The organism is Pseudomonas sp. LBUM1679, from assembly GCF_059695565.1.
Map to the genome: position 1 here is coordinate 1004901 of NZ_CP166774.1, position 17949 is coordinate 1022849.

15 protein-coding genes are annotated in these 17949 nt (G+C 61.1%); 3 read left to right on the forward strand and 12 right to left on the reverse strand.

The genetic code is table 11. The features are described from left to right. Position 1: 1 nt before the first annotated feature. Both ACA062_RS04580 and ACA062_RS04585 read right to left on the reverse strand, forming a co-directional pair. Positions 2 to 3103 carry a multidrug efflux RND transporter permease subunit gene (locus ACA062_RS04580; RefSeq protein ID WP_497455391.1) on the reverse strand — a complete coding sequence of 1034 codons (3102 nt, stop codon included), beginning with the start codon at positions 3101 to 3103 and terminating at the stop codon, positions 2 to 4. Then, positions 3100 to 4260 carry an efflux RND transporter periplasmic adaptor subunit gene (locus ACA062_RS04585; protein ID WP_497455392.1) on the reverse strand — a complete coding sequence of 387 codons (1161 nt, stop codon included), beginning with the start codon at positions 4258 to 4260 and terminating at the stop codon, positions 3100 to 3102. The genes ACA062_RS04580 and ACA062_RS04585 overlap by 4 nt, the downstream gene beginning before the upstream one ends. A gap of 403 nt (positions 4261 to 4663) precedes the next feature. On the opposite strand from ACA062_RS04585, the gene ACA062_RS04590 reads away from it, so the two are divergent. Beyond that, the gene (locus ACA062_RS04590) at positions 4664 to 4921 is read left to right on the forward strand and encodes a hypothetical protein (protein WP_007943495.1); all 258 of its coding nucleotides are present in this window, start codon (positions 4664 to 4666) and stop codon (positions 4919 to 4921) included. A 137-nt stretch (positions 4922 to 5058) separates the two neighbouring features. Continuing rightward, positions 5059 to 6201, forward strand: a complete 1143-nt coding sequence (locus tag ACA062_RS04595; protein ID WP_497455393.1) for a Rid family hydrolase — start codon at positions 5059 to 5061, stop codon at positions 6199 to 6201. A gap of 21 nt (positions 6202 to 6222) precedes the next feature. Here ACA062_RS04595 and ACA062_RS04600 read toward each other — a convergent pair whose 3' ends face one another. The 5 genes from ACA062_RS04600 to norR form a co-directional block, all read right to left on the reverse strand. After that, complete coding sequence (locus tag ACA062_RS04600; RefSeq protein ID WP_497455394.1) at positions 6223 to 6972, reverse strand: YkgJ family cysteine cluster protein; 750 nt, start codon at positions 6970 to 6972, stop codon at positions 6223 to 6225. An 83-nt stretch (positions 6973 to 7055) separates the two neighbouring features. Beyond that, positions 7056 to 7382 (reverse strand): hypothetical protein, encoded by a 327-nt coding sequence (locus tag ACA062_RS04605; protein ID WP_497455395.1) that lies wholly within the window; start codon positions 7380 to 7382, stop codon positions 7056 to 7058. 150 nt (positions 7383 to 7532) lie between these two features. Next, complete coding sequence (locus tag ACA062_RS04610) at positions 7533 to 7991, reverse strand: GNAT family N-acetyltransferase (protein WP_497457362.1); 459 nt, start codon at positions 7989 to 7991, stop codon at positions 7533 to 7535. 27 nt (positions 7992 to 8018) lie between these two features. After that, the gene (locus tag ACA062_RS04615; RefSeq protein WP_307338880.1) at positions 8019 to 8921 is read right to left on the reverse strand and encodes a chemotaxis protein CheV; all 903 of its coding nucleotides are present in this window, start codon (positions 8919 to 8921) and stop codon (positions 8019 to 8021) included. A gap of 205 nt (positions 8922 to 9126) precedes the next feature. Next, on the reverse strand, positions 9127 to 10677 hold the full coding sequence (gene norR, locus ACA062_RS04620; protein WP_497455396.1) for a nitric oxide reductase transcriptional regulator NorR: 1551 nt from the start codon (positions 10675 to 10677) through the stop codon (positions 9127 to 9129). A gap of 154 nt (positions 10678 to 10831) precedes the next feature. Here norR and hmpA point away from each other — a divergent pair, with 154 nt between their 5' ends. Then, positions 10832 to 12013 carry an NO-inducible flavohemoprotein gene (gene hmpA / locus ACA062_RS04625; protein ID WP_497455397.1) on the forward strand — a complete coding sequence of 394 codons (1182 nt, stop codon included), beginning with the start codon at positions 10832 to 10834 and terminating at the stop codon, positions 12011 to 12013. A 253-nt stretch (positions 12014 to 12266) separates the two neighbouring features. Here the strand turns inward: hmpA and ACA062_RS04630 are convergent, their stop codons facing one another. The 5 genes from ACA062_RS04630 to ACA062_RS04650 form a co-directional block, all read right to left on the reverse strand. Next, positions 12267 to 12923 (reverse strand): helix-turn-helix transcriptional regulator, encoded by a 657-nt coding sequence (locus ACA062_RS04630; protein ID WP_497455398.1) that lies wholly within the window; start codon positions 12921 to 12923, stop codon positions 12267 to 12269. Positions 12924 to 13012: 89 nt separating this feature from the next. Then, positions 13013 to 14140 (reverse strand): NAD(P)/FAD-dependent oxidoreductase, encoded by a 1128-nt coding sequence (locus ACA062_RS04635; protein ID WP_497455399.1) that lies wholly within the window; start codon positions 14138 to 14140, stop codon positions 13013 to 13015. A 174-nt stretch (positions 14141 to 14314) separates the two neighbouring features. Continuing rightward, complete coding sequence (locus tag ACA062_RS04640; protein ID WP_497455400.1) at positions 14315 to 15262, reverse strand: ornithine cyclodeaminase family protein; 948 nt, start codon at positions 15260 to 15262, stop codon at positions 14315 to 14317. A gap of 123 nt (positions 15263 to 15385) precedes the next feature. Continuing rightward, positions 15386 to 16873 (reverse strand): ATP-dependent RNA helicase RhlB, encoded by a 1488-nt coding sequence (rhlB, locus tag ACA062_RS04645; RefSeq protein WP_497455401.1) that lies wholly within the window; start codon positions 16871 to 16873, stop codon positions 15386 to 15388. A 98-nt stretch (positions 16874 to 16971) separates the two neighbouring features. Next, a complete protein-coding gene (locus tag ACA062_RS04650; RefSeq protein ID WP_497455402.1) occupies positions 16972 to 17628 on the reverse strand; it encodes an alpha/beta hydrolase in 657 nt (218 codons plus the stop codon). Positions 17629 to 17949: the final 321 nt, after the last annotated feature.

Consider the following 17949-nt stretch of genomic DNA (forward strand, 5'->3'; position numbering starts at 1 on the left):
CTCAGTCTGTGGTCGCCAGCACCGATAGTGGTGTGGGTTCAGGTCGATGAAATAGCCGCTCGAGCCACAAGTATATGACCGGAGTGGTGAACAGCGTCAGCGCCTGGCTCACCAGCAAGCCGCCGACGACCGCGATCCCCAAGGGCTGGCGCAGTTCGGCGCCGGTGCCATAACCGAGCATCAGCGGCAGCGCGCCGAGCAGGGCGGCGAGGGTGGTCATGATGATCGGCCGGAACCGGGTGAGACAGGCCTGGTAAATCGCCTCTTCCGGTGGCAAGCCGCCTTTGCGCTGGGCTTCGAGGGCGAAGTCGATCATCAGGATGCCGTTTTTCTTCACGATCCCGATCAACAGCACCAACCCGATCAGGGCCATGATCGAAAAGTCCTGGCCCCAGATCCACAGCATGATCACCGCGCCAAGCCCCGCCGACGGCAGGGTCGAGATGATCGTCAGCGGGTGCACGAAGCTCTCGTAGAGCACGCCGAGAATGATGTACACCGCCACCAGCGCCGCCAGAATCAGCCAGGGCTGGCTGGCCAGCGAGCTCTGGAATGCCTGGGCCGCACCCTGGAAGTTGCCGCTCATGGCGGCCGGCATGCCGATATCGGCCTTGGCCTGATTGAGCATGATCACCGCATCGCCCAAGGCCACACCGGGCGCCAGGTTGAACGACAGGTTGGCAGCCGGGAACATCCCGTCATGGGCGATGGACAACGGACCCACGGTCGGCGCATCGAATTTCGCCAGCGCCGACAGCGGCACCATCTCTCCACTCAGCGGCGAGCGCAGGTAGAAATAATTGAGGCTTTCGGCCTTGCCGCGTTGCTTGGTGTCCAGCTCCAGGATCACGTTGTACTGGTTGATCTGGGTCTGGAATTCGTTGATTTGCCGCTGACCGAAAGCGTCATACAGCGCTTCGTCGACATCGCTGGCGGTCAGGCCGAAACGTGCCGCCGCGCTACGGTCGATACTGATGTGGGTAATGCTGCCGCCCAGTTGCAGGTCGTTGGAAATGTCGCGGAAGGCCGGGTTGCTGCGCAGTTTTTCCGTCAGGCGCTGGGTCCAGGTACTGAGGGTCGCTCCGTCGTTACTCTTGAGCACGTATTGGTACTGGGCGCGGCTCGGGCCGGAACTGAGGTTGATGTCCTGGCCGGCGCGCAGGTACAGGACAATGCCCGGGACTTTCATCAGTTGCGGGCGAATCCGGTCGATGAACTGGCTGGCCGAAACGTCGCGGTCAGCGCGTTTTTTCAGGGAGATCCAGAAGCGCCCGTTGGCGATGGTCTGATTGCTGCCCGAGACGCCGACCGAGTGGGAAAACGCCTGAACCGCGGGGTCGGCGGCAACGATTTCGGCCATCGCCAGGTGTTTTTTCACCATGTCGCCGTAGGAAATATCAGCGGCCGCCTCGGTGGTGCCGAGCACGAAGCCGGTGTCCTGCACCGGGAAGAAGCCTTTCGGAATAAAAATGTAACCGGTGATGGCCAACACGAGTGACAGGCCGAATACGCCGATCATCAACTTCTGATGGGCGAGGGCGCGACGCAGGCCTTTCTCGTACCACGCCAGCAAACGCTCGCCGAAGCCGGGTTTATCGTGGGCGTGATGCACCGGCGCACGCATGAACAACGCAGCCAGGGTCGGCGCCAGCGTCAGGGACACCACCACCGAAATCATGATGGTCGAGGTCGCGGTGAGGGCGAACTCCTTGAACAGCCGCCCGACCACACCACCCATGAACAGCAGCGGAATGAACGCCGCCACCAGTGAGAAACTGATGGAGACCACGGTAAAGCCAATCTCGCCGGCGCCTTTGATCGCCGCTTCGCGCATGCCGTCGCCCGCCTCCAGATGACGGTGAATGTTCTCCACCACCACGATCGCATCGTCGACCACAAACCCCACGGCGACCACGATCGCCACCAGTGTCAGGTTGTTCAGGCTGAAGCCCATGATGTACATCAGGGCGAAGCTGGCGACCAACGACACACCAAGCACCGCCGATACGATCAAGGTCGCCGACCATTGGCGCAGGAACAGCGCCATGACCGCGACCACCAGCATGATTGCGATCAGCAGGGTGACTTCCACTTCATGCAGCGAGGCGCGGATGGTCTGGGTCCGGTCCACCAATACCTTGACCTGTACCGAGGCGGGCAGCATGGCTTCCAGGCCGGGCAGCGCCGCCTGAATGCGGTCCACGGTCTCTACGATGTTGGCCCCCGGTTGTCGGGAGATCACCAGGTTCACCCCTGGCCGATCACCGGCCCAGGCCTGCACGTAGGCATCTTCCGAACCGCTGACGACTTTGGCCACATCCTTCAGGTGAACCGGTGCGCCGTCCTTGTAGGAAACGATGAGTTGGCTGTATTCGTCCGGATGGAATAACTGGTCGTTGGTCGACAGCGTCGAGATACTCGACTCACCGTACAACGCGCCTTTGGCCAGGTTGAGGCTGGTCTGCTGGATAGCCAGGCGAATGTCCGCCAGGGTCAGGCCAATGGCTGCCAATTTGTCGGCCGAGGCCTGGACGCGGATGGCCGGACGTTGCTGACCGGTGATGTTGATCTGGCCTACACCATCGATCTGGCTGATCTGACGGGAGAGCAGGGTCTCGACCAGGTCGCTGAGTTCCGTGCCGGGCATCTGGGTCGAGTTGACGCTGAGGATCAGCACCGGGCTGTCGGCCGGGTTGACCTTGCGCCAGGTGGGCAGGGTCGGCATGTCCTTGGGCAGTTTGCCGGCGGCGGTGTTGATCGCGGCCTGGACTTCCTGGGCAGCGGTGTCGATGCTTTTGTCGAGGGTGAACTGCAGGGTCAGGTTGGTCGAGCCCAGGGCGCTGCTCGACGTCATCTGGGTCACGCCGGGAATGGCACTGAATTGCACTTCAAGCGGTGTGGCGACCGACGATGCCATGGTTTCCGGACTGGCGCCGGGCAGTTGCGCGGCCACCTGGATGGTCGGGAATTCAGCTTCCGGCAGCGGCGCGATCGGCAGTCGCGGGAAGGCGATGACACCGAGCAATACCAGGGCGAAGGTCAGCAGGATCGTCGCCACCGGGTGATCGATGCACCACGCCGAAACCGAGCCGTGCCCCTTCATGGTTGCGACTCCGATTGGACCACTTGCGGCGGCTCAGTCAGGACCTGGACGGTGGAGCCTTGCTTGAGGCGCGACTGGCCATCGCTGACGAGCACGTCGCCCGGCTTGACGCCTTTGATGATGTCCTGGCCGCTGCCTTGGTAGACCATTTGCACCTGGACGGTTTCGACCTTGTCACCGTTGACCCGGTAGACGAAATGTTGATCGAGACCGCGTTGTACGACAGTGGGTGGCACTACCAGCGCATCTTTATCCAGCGCTGTCTGAATCTTTACCGTCACCAACAGGCCCGGCCAGAGTTTTTGCCCGGTGTTGTTGAATTCGGCCTTGGCGCGGATGGTCCCGGTGTTGGCGTTGATCTGGTTGTCGATCAGGGTCAGATGGCCTTCGCCCAGCAGGTTGCCGGTTTCGCCGTCGGTGTCGGCGCCGATGTAGGCCTTGACCCGGGCGCGCTGTGGGTCGTTGATCAGGCCTTGCAGGGTCGGCAGCATTCGCTGCGGCAGGGAAAACTCAACGGCGATGGGGTCGATCTGGGTCACGGTGAACAAGCCTTGGGTGTCGCTCATGCGCAGGAAGTTGCCTTCGTCCACTGTACGAATCCCGACGCGACCGCTGACCGGGGAGCGAATCTGTGTGTAGGAAAGCTGCACCTGGGCGGCGTCGATCGAGGCCTGATTGCCCTGCGCGGTGGCCTTGAGTTGATTGACCAGGGCTTGTTGCTGGTCGTAGGTCTGCTTGGACACGCCGTCGTCGACGCTCAGCAGTTTGTAGCGCTTGAGGTTGACCAGCGCTACCTGCAACTGCGCCTGGCTTTCGCCCAGTTGCGCCCGGGCCAGGTCGAGGCTGGCGCGGATCGAGCGGTCGTCGATGGTCGCCAGCAGGTCGCCTCTGTTCACCAGTTGGCCTTCCTTGACCAGGATTTTGGTGAGAATGCCGTCGATCTGCGGGCGCACCACGACGCTGTGCAGGGACAACACCGAGCCGATGCCGCTGACGTAGCGGGGGACGTCTTTTTCGACGACGGCGACCACCCGCACCGGGATGGCGGTTGGGGCAGCCAGTTTTGCCGTGGCCGGCTTGGTCAGGTACCAGGTGCCCAGCGCTGCCAGGGCAATCAGCAGACCGGCGATCAAGGCGGGTTTTTTCTGAATTCGCATGCGAGTGGGGCGCCGGGCTGGGTGGTCGGAGTGTTGTCAGGTTTATACCTTCCTTTATAAACCTGTTCGCCCGTCAGGAAGGTGACGGCTAACTGACGGCGCTGTCAGTTTGGGTGGTGTGGTGCCTGTTCTGGCCTCTTCGCTGGCAAGCCAGCTCCCACAGGGGTTCGTGGTGTACGCCAACCCCCTGTAGGAGCTGGCTTGCCAGCGAAGGCGTCAGACCCGTCACCACAAGATCGCGCTCCTGTAGGCGCTGGCTTGCCAGCGAAGGCATCACACCCGTCACCACAAAACCCGACAGACTTCCCCGCGGCGTGAAGCTTGCCGCTCCCGAGACAGGTATACTGCCGCCTTTCGCGGCTCGCTGACCGGGCCCGACTCTTTTGCATCACCCGGAGCTTTCATGACTTCCCCGACACAACCGCCGGTTGCCGACGCCTTGAGCGACGACCAGGCAGACCTGCCAGACAGCGTCGACTCCAGCGCAGACAGCGAAACCAAAGCCGCGATTCCGGCATTCAAGTTCCCGTTCAAACCGGGTGATCTGGCTGCAGCCAAGAATGCCAGTCAACCCTGGTACAAGAATGGCGCGAAGAATGGTCACACCAAAACCCCGGGCGCAGCGCCTCCGGGCACGCGTCGTTCGATGGGCAAACGCTGACGGTTCAGTTTTTTGGGGTAACCGTTCTTTCTGAAGCCGAGACCGTTCCCACAAGGATGAGCGATTCGTCCTCTAGGAAAGTCGGTGGCCACTCGTGAAGTATTCAAGTCCCTGAATGCTTCACGAAGGTCACCGAAATGCCTCTGGTAAAAATCATCTCTGCGATGTCGCTGGTAGTCCTGACCGCCGGCTGTGCATCGACTACGGTCGAACCACAGATCCGTTTCGGCGTCGAAGCGCTGGTTCCACCCTTCGAAAGCCGTAACGACAAAGGTGAGCTGGTCGGTTTGAATATCGAGCTGGGCAACGCGTTGTGTGCCGAACTCAAGGCGCGCTGTGTCTGGGTGGATCAGGATTACGCCACCAACATCGACGCCCTCGAAGCCGGGAAATTCGATGTCATCATCCCGATGACCGCGACACCCGCGCGCCTCGAACGGCTTGAGTTTACCGACGATCTTTATCCCTTGAGCAATCACCTGGTAGCTCGCGCGGGCTCGAAGTTGCTCCCGGTTACGCAATCGCTCAAGGGCAAACGTATCGGCGTCCTGGCGGGCACCAGTCGCGAAGCCTTCGCACAAGCACGCTGGGCTCCGTCGGGAGTGACCGTGCGCAGTTTCAGCGTCAACAGCCAATTGATCGACAGCCTGCTGGCGGGTGAAATCGATGCCACGCTGCAAGACTCGATTGAAATCAACGAGGCATTGTTGAGTCAGCCCCGGGGGCAGGCGTTTGCCTTTGTCGGTCCCGCCGTCAGGGACCCGATGCTCGGTAGCGGCGTGGCCCTGGCCGTGCGCAAAACCGATACTGCGCTGCGCGACGACCTGAATGCGGCCTTTGATCGAATCATACGCAATCGCCAGTACTACACGATCATCCAGCGCTATGCGTCGCAACTGACACCGGATTCACCGCGCTACATCCCTGCTGAAGCAGGGCTGTCATTCTCCGAAGCGGTGCAAGTCGACCAGACCCTGTATTTGTCGGGCGTGCTCGGGGCCGGTGATGATGGAAAGCTGGTCAAGGGCGGCATAGTCCCGCAAATGACCCAGACCATGGAGAACCTGCGTAGCGCACTGGAACGCAGCGGTTCTTCTCTGGAACACGTGGCCAAATGCACGGTGATCCTTGCCGATATCAAGGATTTTGCCGAAATGAACGGGGTGTACCGTAGCTATTTCCCACAGAACCGGTTGCCCGCCCGCACGACTTTCGCCGCCAATAAATTGGTGCTGGACGCTCGGGTGGAAGTCGAATGCGTTGCCTACACTGCCACCTGACCCTTTCACGCGTTGCCATCGTCAAGCCGCGCGCAACGAAATGAACGCATAGTTGACTGGCGTCTCGGTGGCCACTTGCGCGCCGGCCGCCAGCACTTGCCCGGCGATATCGTCGCTCGACACGTGGAATTGCCAGTCACTGCCTGCGGCGGTCTGCGGTTGTTGAATGATCTGATCGATGACCGCGGCAAACGCGGTCATGTCCGGCAGGTACGCTGTGAATCCGTCGCCTTTCAGGGCTGTAGTCCGAATCCCCAACAATGCGCAAATTGCGTTTTTGCTCCGGATGTCATCGCGATCCGCCTGACGTGAACGCTGGATAAGTCCTGTAAGCTCCTGATCCACCAGTTCGCCACCGACGATCAGGTCCGGTCCTTTTTCCCACGACTCGGGCGGACATTCCTTCACCGCGATGTTCAAGGGAATGTGTGGATTGATTTCCATCGGGTAGATGCGGCACACCAGCGGCCGGCGTTCGTAGATGCGGCAGCGGTTGTCTTCGTCAAGATTCCGGCAGAGGCCGACGTTGTAGGCGGCAAAGGTGATCGCCACGTACGCCTCGGATTCGCCGCTTCGAACCACCACCGAACGGCGTTCGGCATGTTCGCGTTGCTGCACGGGCAAGCCCAGGCCATTGCCCAGGAAGCCTTCCACCAGCACGATGACTTGACCGCCGTCGGCCGCCCACATCCGGGTCTCGGCCAGGGTCAGGGGGACGTGGTGGTCGTTGCAGCATTTGCCACACCCTACGCAGGAAAACGTCGTATTCATTGAGCAGTCGGTCGCATGTGAGGGTATGAAATGGCGACAGAAAGCCACCGTTGAGGCGGGTGTCAAAGCAAGGAATGCGCCAGTCACTGCGCCTTGGCGGTCGGGCGGATGGAGTCCCACTCGGTCACATAAGCGGTTTTGCTTTTTTTGTTGAAGAGGCACAGCTCGGTGCCTTGCTGGCCTTTCATGTGTTTTTGCGGGTATTGGCCTTGCAGCAGCATTGCGGTGTAGCCGACCCGGTCATCGAACTGTGCGGCGTTACCGACGGGCTTGGCATTCTTCAGGCCGCTGGCCTTGGTGCAGCCGGCGAGCACGGCTTTGTCGTAGGCGGCCCAGGCGTCGGGGCTGGAGGCCTGGGCCTGGGAGGCGAGGGCGGTGAGGCAGAGGAAGGTCAGGGTTGCAGCTTTCATGGTTGAGGCATCCTTGGGCATTTGATTGGCCGAATGCCTGAAGTATGCCTGATGGTTTTGTGTTGAATGTGTCGGCCTCTTCGCGGGCAAGCCCGCTCCCACAGGGGGCACTGCTTCTGTGGGAGCGGGCTTGCCCGCGATGGCGGTGTGTCAGACCGGAACCGGCTCCCGGCGAACCACATACATCCCGGCACTTTCATACAACCGCTGTGCCCGAAGATTGCCCTCCAATACCTTCAAATCCACAAACCCTTCACGCCGCTGCTGAAACACGCTGAAAGCATGCAGCAGCAAAGCCCGCCCCAATCCCCGGCCCTGAGCCCGCGGATGCACCACCAGATTCTTGATAAAGGCGCTGGTCCAGCATTGGCACACGCCCACGATACCCTCGGCATCCAGGGCGATGAAGCACAAGGTCGGATCGTATTCGGGGTCGGTTTCAAAACGCTGTTGCCAGGCATCCAGCGCCGGCACGCGACCGCCACCCTCCTGATAGCCCCGTTGCATCAAGTGATGCACGGCGTGCGCCAGTTCGGGGCGATAGTCGCTCAGGACAATCCCTTGAGGCCAGATGATGCCGGGTAGCGCCTCGGCAAGGTTACGCCGCAGCAGAAAGCAATAATCCTCGGCCAAAACTCAATGACCTTGTTCGGCGACGGCCTTGGCCGCTTCGATCAGGCATTTGGTCAGTTCTGGCGAAGAGAACTTGGTCAGTACCGCATTGGCCCCGGCCAGTCGGGCTTTTTCGCTGTTCATGGCACTGTTCAGCGAGGTGTGCAGCAGCACATAAAGGTGCGAGAAGTCCGGTGTTTCGCGCAGGGTGCGGGTGAAGGCATAGCCGTCCATCTCCGACATTTCGATGTCCGAGACGATCAAGTTGATCTGCTGGGCGGTGCCTTGCAGGTCCAGCAGGCAGTCGATGGCTTCCCTGGCACTGCGCGCGGTGTGGCATTGCAGCCCGAGGTTGCGCAGGGTGTGCACCGATTGCTGCAGGGCGACCTGGCTGTCATCGACCACCAGGATCCGCGCATTGCCCAGGATTTCGGCGTCTTCCATGCTCAGTTCAGTCGGGGCCGTTTCGATCTGCGCCGGGGCGATGCCGTGGATAACCTTTTCGATGTCCAGCACCTGCACCAGGGTGCCGTCGACCGAGGTCACGCCGGTGATGTACGAGCGCACGCCGCCGGAGCCGAAGGGCGGCGGACGGATGTCGGTGGACAGGCAGTGGACGATCTTGCTCACCGCCTGAACGTGCAGGCCCTGCTTGGAGCGGCTGACATCGGTGACGATCAGGCAGCCACCGTTCGGGTCTTCCAGAGGGCGCTCGCCGATGGCGCGGCTGAGGTCGATCACCGACAACGCAGTTCCGCGCAGGGTGGCGATGCCTTTGACGTGGGGGTGCGATTCCGGCAACCGGGTCAGTGGCGGGCAGGGGATGATTTCGCTGACTTTCAGCAGGTTGATCGCCATCAGCTTGCCGCTGCGCAAGGTAAACAGCAAAAGCGAAAGTGAGTCTGCGCGGGCGTTGTTGGAAGACATAAAAACCTTCTGTGGAAAAGGTGGTGGGCGATCACGGGATCGCCAACAGCTATCGATGCCGGGTTATCGACTTGTCGGGGGCAGGCTTTAGCTTCAATCAATGCCGGGCAGATCAAAAGATCGTCCGAACGCGGCCCGAGCCTTCGGCAGCTCCTACAGGGGAAATGCGATCGACGTAGGAGCTGCCGAAGGCTGCGATCTTTGCTCATTTCATACCCAATCGCTTGGCCATGCGCCCTAGGTTCGCCCGGTCCAGGCCCAGCTCACGCGCCGCACTTGCCCAGTTGTCATGATGGCGTTCCAGGCATGCGCTGATCAATTGGCGCTGATAATTTTCGGTGGCCTCGCGTAAATCCCCCGACACCAATGCCACGGGAACGGCAGTCGGTTGCTCGGAGGCGACTTCAACGCTGCCATTGGGCAAATCCAGGTCCGCCGCACTCAAGCTGAGGATCTTCGGCCGTTCCTTGCAGCTACCCAACGCCTTCAGCGCACTGCGGCCGATCAAGTGCTCCAGCTCCCGCACGTTCCCTGGCCACGTATACGCCAGCAGTGCAGCCTGGGCGTCGTTGCTCAGACGCAGGCTGTTGAGCCCCATGCGCGAGCGGTTCTGTTCCAGAAAAAAGCCGCTGAGCAGCAGCACATCGCGCCCGCGATCGCGCAATGCCGGCACCAGCAAGGGGTAGACACTCAGCCGATGGTAAAAGTCGGCGCGGTAGCGACCGCTGCGCACTTCCTCGGCCAGGTCGCGGTTGGTCGCGGCAATCAATCGCACGTCGACCTGATGCTCCTTGTCCGACCCCAGGCGCTGCAACTGACCGCTTTGCAACACACGCAGCAGTTTGGCTTGCACCGTCAGGGACAGCTCGCCGACTTCATCGAGAAACAGCGTACCGCCATTGGCCAGTTCGAACTTGCCGCGCCGTTCGTTCATCGCCCCGGTAAAAGCCCCGCGGACGTGACCAAACAGTTCACTCTCCACCAACGTCTCCGGCAGTGCTGCGCAGTTGAGGCTGATGATCGGCTTGTCCGCCCGAGGCGAGGCAGCGTGGATGGCTTGGGCTACCAGCTCCTTACCGACCCCGGTTTCGCCGGTGATCAGCACGGTCAGGTCGCTGCCGCCCACCAGATTGATCTCTTCCACCAACCGTTTGTGGGCCTTGCTTTGGCCGATCATCTCGCGGTTCTGCTGACCGCTGGCCTGGCGATAGACCTCGGCACGCTGATGTTCGTCTTCGACACGATTGGCCAGGCGCTCGATGCGCTCGGCGGCGTTGACCGTGGCGGCGGCGAGGCTGGCGAAGGCTTGCAGGGCATCGAGTTCGATGGGTTCGAAGCGCTCGGGGTCGAGGGCGTCGAGGGTCAGCAACCCCCAGGGACGCTCGTCGATAAACAGCGGGCAGCCGATGCAATCGTGGACTTCCAGATGTTCTTCGAGGCCATCGACCAGCCCGTCGTAGGGATCGGGCAAGTTGCTGTCGGCGGCAAACCGGGTCGGCCCCGGGCTGCTGAGCAAGGCTTCGAATCGCGGGTGCTCGCTGATCTTGAAACGTCGACCGAGGGTGTCGGTGCTCAACCCGTCGACGGCCAGCGGCACCAGCCATTCGCCATCGATGCGCAGCAGGGCGGCGGCATCGCACGGCAGCAGGGCACGCATGGCTTCGAGCAGGCGCCGATAGCGCTCGCCTTCGGGCAATTCGCGGGACAGATCGGAAACCAGTGGCAGCAGGGCGGTCAGCAGGGATTTTGCAGTCATAGTGACTCCGTGTAGTCGATATGACTATAACCCTGGCTATGTCGTTATGACTATTTTATTTTCAAACTATTGATTTATAACGATTTAATTGTTGGCATGAAAACTGATAAGTCTAGGGCATCCAATTAGATACCCGTCGCTCAGGAGTCACTTAATGCTTAGCGTTCAAGACCGTGCAATCGTCAAGTCTACCGTGCCGTTGCTGGAAAGCGGTGGCGAAGCCTTGATCACTCACTTCTACCGCATGATGCTCTCCGAATACCCGGAGGTGCGCCCGTTGTTCAACCAGGCCCACCAGGCCAGCGGCGATCAGCCCCGTGCCCTGGCGAACGGCGTCCTGATGTACGCGCGGCACATCGACCAGCTCGACCAACTGGGCGACCTGGTGGCCAAGATCATCAACAAGCACGTGGCCCTGCAGATTCTGCCGGAACACTACCCGATCGTCGGCAGCTGCCTGCTGCGAGCCATCTCCGAAGTGCTGGGTGACGAGATCGCCACGCCGCAAGTGATGGCGGCCTGGGGCGCTGCTTACGGTCAATTGGCCGACATTCTGATCGGTGCCGAAACCAGCATCTACGATCAGAAAGAACAGGCCCCGGGCGGCTGGCGCGGGGCGCGGGAATTCATCGTGGTGGCCAAGGTTGAAGAGAGCGCGGAAATTACCTCGTTCTATTTCGAACCGGCTGACAAAGGCGCGATTCTGGCGGCAGAGCCTGGCCAGTACATCGGCATGAAGCTGATCCTCGATGGCGAAGAGATTCGCCGTAATTATTCACTGTCGGCCCTGGCCAATAAAGGCCAATACCGCATCAGCGTCAAGCGCGAAGAGGGCGGTCGCGCTTCCAACCACCTGCACGATCAACTGCACGTCGGCTCCAGCATCCAGCTGTTCCCGCCATCGGGCGAGTTCACCCTGACGGCCAGTGACAAGCCACTGGTATTGATCAGCGGCGGCGTCGGCATCACCCCGACCCTGCCGATGCTCGAAGCCGCGCTGGCCACCGAGCGCCCGGTGCACTTTATCCACTGTGCCCGCAACGGTAGCGTCCACGCCTTCCGCGACTGGATCGACGGCTTGGCCGAGCGTCATCCGCAGCTCAAGCGCTTCTATTGCTACGACGAAGATGACGGGGTCAGTCCGGCGGCGCACAAGGTCGGGCTGTTGAGCCAGGAGCAACTGGGCGAGTGGTTGCCGCAGCAGCGCGACCTGGATGCTTACTTCCTCGGGCCCAAAGGTTTCATGACGGCGGTCAAGCGCCACCTCAAAGCGCTGGGTGTGCCGGAGAAGCAAAGCCGTTACGAGTTCTTCGGGCCGGCCTCGGCATTGGAATAACCGCTGATTCTGTGGGCGGTCGGCTTGGCGGCGATGGCGATCTTGAGGCCGCCTTCGCCAGCAAGCCGGCTCCTACAGATCCGGAATCGCGTCAAATCCCGTGACATGCATGGAACCCTGTAGGAGCTGGCTTGCCAGCGAAGGCGGCCAAAAAATCACCGCAAGTCTTCAGGGCCTATTCGCCAGCAAGCCGGCTCCTACGGATTCGGGTCGCATCGAATCGCATGACCTGCGTGGAACCTGCCTATTCGTATCAGCCCTTCAATTCCTTCAAATGCTTGTACACCGTCGCCCTCCCCATGTTCAGCACGTTCGCCACATAGTTGGAGGCGCTTTTGCCTTTGAAGGCGCCCTCGGCGTGCAGGGCCAGCACCAGTTCGCGTTTGTGGTCGCGGGTCAGCAGGTTCAGGCTCAGCTGACGCTCGCGCAGCCAGGCGTGGAGGAAGGTATTGATCCGCTCCTGCCAGTCATCGCGAAACAGTGAGTCCGGCTGCGGAATCAACTTGCTTGGTGACAGGAACAGATCCAGTGCCGCCTTGGCATTCTCGAACAGCGAAATATTCAGATTGATGCACAGCACGGCCAGCGGATGACCTTCGCTGTCGCGCAGCACACTGCTGAGGCTGCGAATTTTCTGGCCATCCCAATTGAGCTTTTCGTACGGCCCGATGTTGCGTTCGCTGATGTCGTCGCTGAGCATGTCCTCCAGTGCCGAATCGTCACCGATTTCCCGTTTCGACAGGTTGTTGGCGATGTAGTCGACCTTTTGCGTGCGCAGATCGTGCAACACCACTTCGGCATGAGGGAAGAACAGCGTGGCGATGGCATCGGCAATCGCGCGGAAGTTGTCCAGCGGCGAACTTGCCGGCGCAGAGGCATCCAGGGCCGGATCTTGTTCGTGGGCGTTCATAGTGGAGCTCCAGGCAGCATCGGCACCCTGTGAAACAGGGTGCTGGAAGTTTGCCGCAATCGTGGCGAGACGTCACCCGAGGACGCAAATCAGCCCAGGCGAGCGGGGGAGAGCATGGCGGCGTTCAGGCCGAAGCGTGTGAGTGGCTCGGGCAAGGCTTCACCGCGAACCAGCGCCGCGCTCGCCTGACCCATGGCGGGCGAGGTCTGGATGCCGTAACCGCCCTGTGCCGCGACCCAGAACAGCCCGGGCACGTGCGGATCGAAACCGGACAGCAGATCACCGTCAGGTACGAAACTGCGCAGGCCGGCCCAGGTTCGGGTCGGACGGCGGATGGTCAGGGTGGTGGCCTCTTCGATCTGGTAGATGCCCATCGCGATGTCCAGCTCTTCAGGCTGCACGTCGTGGGGTTCTACCGGGTCGGCGTTGGCCGGCGAGCCGAGGAACATGCCGGCGTCGGGTTTCATGTAGAACGATTCGTCGAGACTGACCAGCATTGGCCAGTGGTGGATGTCCACGCCTTCGGGGCCAGCGAAAATGAAGGCCGCGCGTCGCTTCGGTTGCAGGCCCAGTGGCCTGGCACCTGCCAGTTCACCGATTTTGTCGGCCCAGGCGCCTGCGGCGTTGATGATGATCGGGGCGCTGAACGTCTGGCCGTTGGTTTGCACCTGCCACACGCCTTCGGCATCACGGGTCAGACTCAGGACTTCGCTGTCGGTATGCACTTCACCCTGATTGCGGCGGATACCGCGCAGGTAACCCTGGTGCAAGGCATCGGTGTCGATATCGCTGGCGGTCGGGTCGTAGATCGCGCCGTGGACTTTTTCCCGGCGCAGGATCGGCAGGCGCGCACAGGCTTCGTCGGCGCTGAGCAGTTGCATCTCGGGCACTGTGGCTTTGGCGCTCAGGTATTGATTGTTCAACTCGGCCGGATCGCCGGTGAAATCCACGGTCATCTCGCCGCGCGGGGTCAGCAGCGGGTGCTCGCAGAAACCGGCGGGTGGGGCGTCGAAGAAATCACGGCTGGCCTGGGTCAACGCCCGGACTTGAGGTGTGCCATAGGCTGCGGTGAACAAGGCAGCCGAACGTCCGGTGGAGTGGTAAGCCGGATGGGATTCGCGTTCGAGCACGATCACCCGGGCGTTCCGGGACAGCCAGAAGCCGGTGGAAGCGCCGGCAATCCCGCCGCCGATGATGATGAAGTCTGCCTGGCTCATGAACGTCTCCTGTCAAGCGCAAATGCCGAAATTGTGGAGATCCCTTGTAGGAGCTGACGAGTGCAACGAGGCTGCGATCTTTTGACTGTGCTTTTGAAGGCTGGATCAAAAGATCGCAGCCTCGTTGCACTCGTCAGCTCCTACAGGGGTTTGTGGTGTCGGGGGTTCGTGGTGTTAGTGCTGCAGGTGGTAGATGGCATTGGCCAGCGCGATGTCTTCCAGGCCCAGGCCGATCGAGCGGAAGAACACGTGACGGTCGTAGTCCGGACGCTGGACTTTTTCGCTGAGCAGATCGGGCAGATCGCCGATGATCGAGCCCTTGTCCCAGCCATGCTGTTCACCGGCAATCAGCATCTCGCCGGCCGAACCCGGAGTGGTCAGGCGATAGTCGCAGAACACCTGCATAGCATTGAGGCTTTGCGGCGGCACTTCGTGGGCACGCGGGGCGTTGGTGCTGATGGAGGTGATCAGTGCCGGTTTGCTCAAGTTTGAAGGGTCGATCACCGGGCCTGCAGACGAGGTGCAGAGCATGATGACATCGGCGTCTTGAACGGCCGCCTCGCGACTGTCGACGATGGTCAGGCGTGGGTCGAGGGCTCGCAGCGATGCCAGTGCTTGGGCATTCTTGCCGCTCAGGCCCGGCGAGTAGAGGCTGATGCTCTGCCAGTCGCGCAGACCCTTGACGTAGTGCAGATGCGCCTGGGCCACCTTGCCACTGCCGATAATCGCCAGGCGCTGCGCCTTCAGCGGCGCGAGGGCATCGACCGCTACCGCCGTCGTCGCCGCAGTGCGGGCGGTGGTCAGTTCGCCGGCATCGCACAGCAGCAGCGGCTGACCGGTCTGCATCGACATCAACAGCGTCCAGGCCGTCACCAGTGGACCTTGTTCGCGCACGATGTAAGGTGAGGTCTTGACGCCGTAAACACCCTCTGCGGCCAACACGCCCAAATAGTTGATGAAATCGCCAGCGCCCTGGGGAAACTCCACCAGTTGTTGCGCCGGTTGCACCGCTTGCCCGGCGGCCAGGTCGCAGAACAGTTTGCGCAGAATCTGTGGCACATCGACCTGTGCCAGCAGCTCGCGGGCCTGGTGTTGGGTGATCACGTAAGGCGTACTGGACATGGTCGGCTCCGAAAGCGGGTAAACTAATTTGTCCATTATGGACTTTTAGTTTCATCGGGCAATATGCAAGCGAAAAAAAAGCGCAGTCCGTTTCCGGCTGCGCCTTTTTTCAATACGCCTGGGTTACGGGCGCTTGCGCTCTACCGCCCGCAGCAAATGCGTCGGAGGCGTTTCACAGCTGATCTTGCGGCCCAGCAGCGCCTCGATGGACGGTAGCTGGTAGGAGTCGTCTTCGCCGGCAAAACTGATGGATACACCCTCGGCGCCGGCCCGACCGGTACGGCCGATGCGGTGCACGTAGTCGTCCGGGACTTCCGGCAGGGTGAAGTTGATCACATGGCTGATGCCGTCGATGTGAATGCCGCGACCGGCCACGTCGGTGGCGACCAGCACGCGAATCTTGCCTTCGCGGAAACCTTCCAGGGTCTTGATGCGTTTGTGCTGCGGCACATCGCCGGACAGCTGCGCGGCATTGACACCATCACGTACCAGACGCTCTTCGATGCGTCGCACTTCATCCTTGCGGTTGGCGAACACCATCACCCGCTCCCAACCGTTGTCGTTGACCAGGTTGTAGAGCAGTTTGTACTTGTCGGCACCGGCCACGGCGTAGATGTGCTGCTCGACGTTTTCGCTGGCCACGTTCTGCGACTCGATCTCGACGATCGACGGATCGGTGGTCCATTGCTTGGCCAGGTTCATCACGTCTTCGGTGAAGGTCGCGGAGAACAGCAGCGTCTGACGTTCGTTCTTCGGCGGCGTCTGGCGAATGATCTGACGCACTTGTGGGATGAAACCCATGTCGAGCATCCGGTCGGCTTCATCCAGGACCATGACTTCGACCATGTCCAGGTGCACGTCGCCGCGCTGGTTGAAGTCCAGCAGACGGCCCGGAGTGGCGACGAGGATGTCGCAATGACGGGCTTCGAGGTTTTTGAGTTGCTTGTCGAAGTCCATGCCGCCAACGAACGTCATGACGTTGAGGCCGGTGTACTTGGTCAGGTCGGCCGCGTCCTTGGCGATCTGCACCACCAATTCCCGGGTCGGCGCGATGATCAGCGCCCGCGGTTCGCCCATGTAGCGTTCTTTAGGCGGCGGGGTTTCCAGCAATTGGGTGATGATCGAGATCAGGAATGCAGCGGTTTTGCCGGTGCCGGTCTGGGCGCGACCGATGGCGTCTTTGCCCGCGAGGGTGAAGCCAAGCACCTGCGCCTGGATCGGCGTGCAATACGGGAAGCCCAGGTCCTGGATGGCATGCATCAGTTCGGGGGCGAGTTTGAAATCGTGGAAACGGGTTTTGCCTTCCTGGGGTTCGACGGCGAAGTCTTCGAGTTTCCAGGGAATGACCGGCGCTTTTGGCTTGGGTTCTCGACGCGGTTTTGCGGGTTTCGGCGCTTCGCTGCGCGGCTGCTCGGCGGCGATGGCCGGGGCAGAGGGGGTGGCCGATGGGGTCAGCGGCGCGTGCTTCGGTGCCGCTATGGGTGCGGTCCGGCCAGGCTGATTACCGTCGGTGCGGTGGCTGGGGATGTGAGACGGAGCGCTGGAGACTGGCGCGAGTTGCTCAGTCTCGCTTTTACCGAACATTTTCTTGAGTGCTTTGAGCACGGTCATCTCATCAATTGATTAAGGAATATACGCCGGCCAGTGTAATGCAAGAATCAGGCGCGGCGTAGTGGGATGGATCAATGGGCTGCTTTTCACCTGAACCGTTAACGCAAACGCTCGGCGAGCCAGACGCCGATGTCGCGAATCTCCTCGGGTAACACTTCGTGACCCATTGGGTATTCCTGCCATGTCACGGTGACACCACGCTGCTTCAGATGCTCGTAGGCGGTCCGGCCCATGGAATTTTGCACCACGTCGTCGTACTGGCCGTGCAGGGACAGCACGGGAGTGCGCTGCTGGCTGGCGGAAAGCTCCAGTTCGTCGCTGAAGGTCGGTGCATAAGTCGAGAGGGCAAGTACGCCACCCAACGGCCCCTGCCACTTCACAAACGCGGTGTGCAATACCACGGCACCGCCCTGGGAAAAACCTGCCAGGAATATCCGCGAGGCTTCTATACCGACGGCGCGCTGCACGTCGATCAAATTGATAACCCTCTGGGCAGACTCTTCCAGCTGCTCGCGGTTGATCGCGCGCGCGGGGCTCATGGCCAATATGTCGTACCAGCTCGGCATCTCGTAACCACCGTTGATGGTCACGGCGCAGGTCGGTGCCTGAGGGAAAACGAAGCGGGTGGTCAGCAGTGTTTCCTGTAGCGCTTCGGCCACCGGCAGGAAGTCGTAGCGGTCTGCGCCCAGGCCGTGCAGCCAGATAACGCAGGCGTCTGCGGGCTTGACGGGTTCTAGAATCAAGGGCTCGGTCATGGGTGCTCCATATATGTGCGTGCGCTCTCATTAAGTGCGAGATCTGGGGGCGCGTCTGGTTGATCAGTTAAGAAGATGTCGCAAGGCTACAAGTTTTGCTATTGACCTGTCGCTTAAGCGCTTTCCTAAGCGCTCTGGTACGGGCTTTGCTATGGGAAATCGGTACAACCGATCCCGCGCCTGGCGGTAACACTATCAGTGTACCGCTGGCTGTGGGATAGCAAAAAATCCGGTGATGGATGTTCGCCAGTGGCCGCTACGGGCTTCGCGAACGTGAAAGGGCTACCGCCCGTTCGGCCGATTGGTGAGAAGTGAGTTATC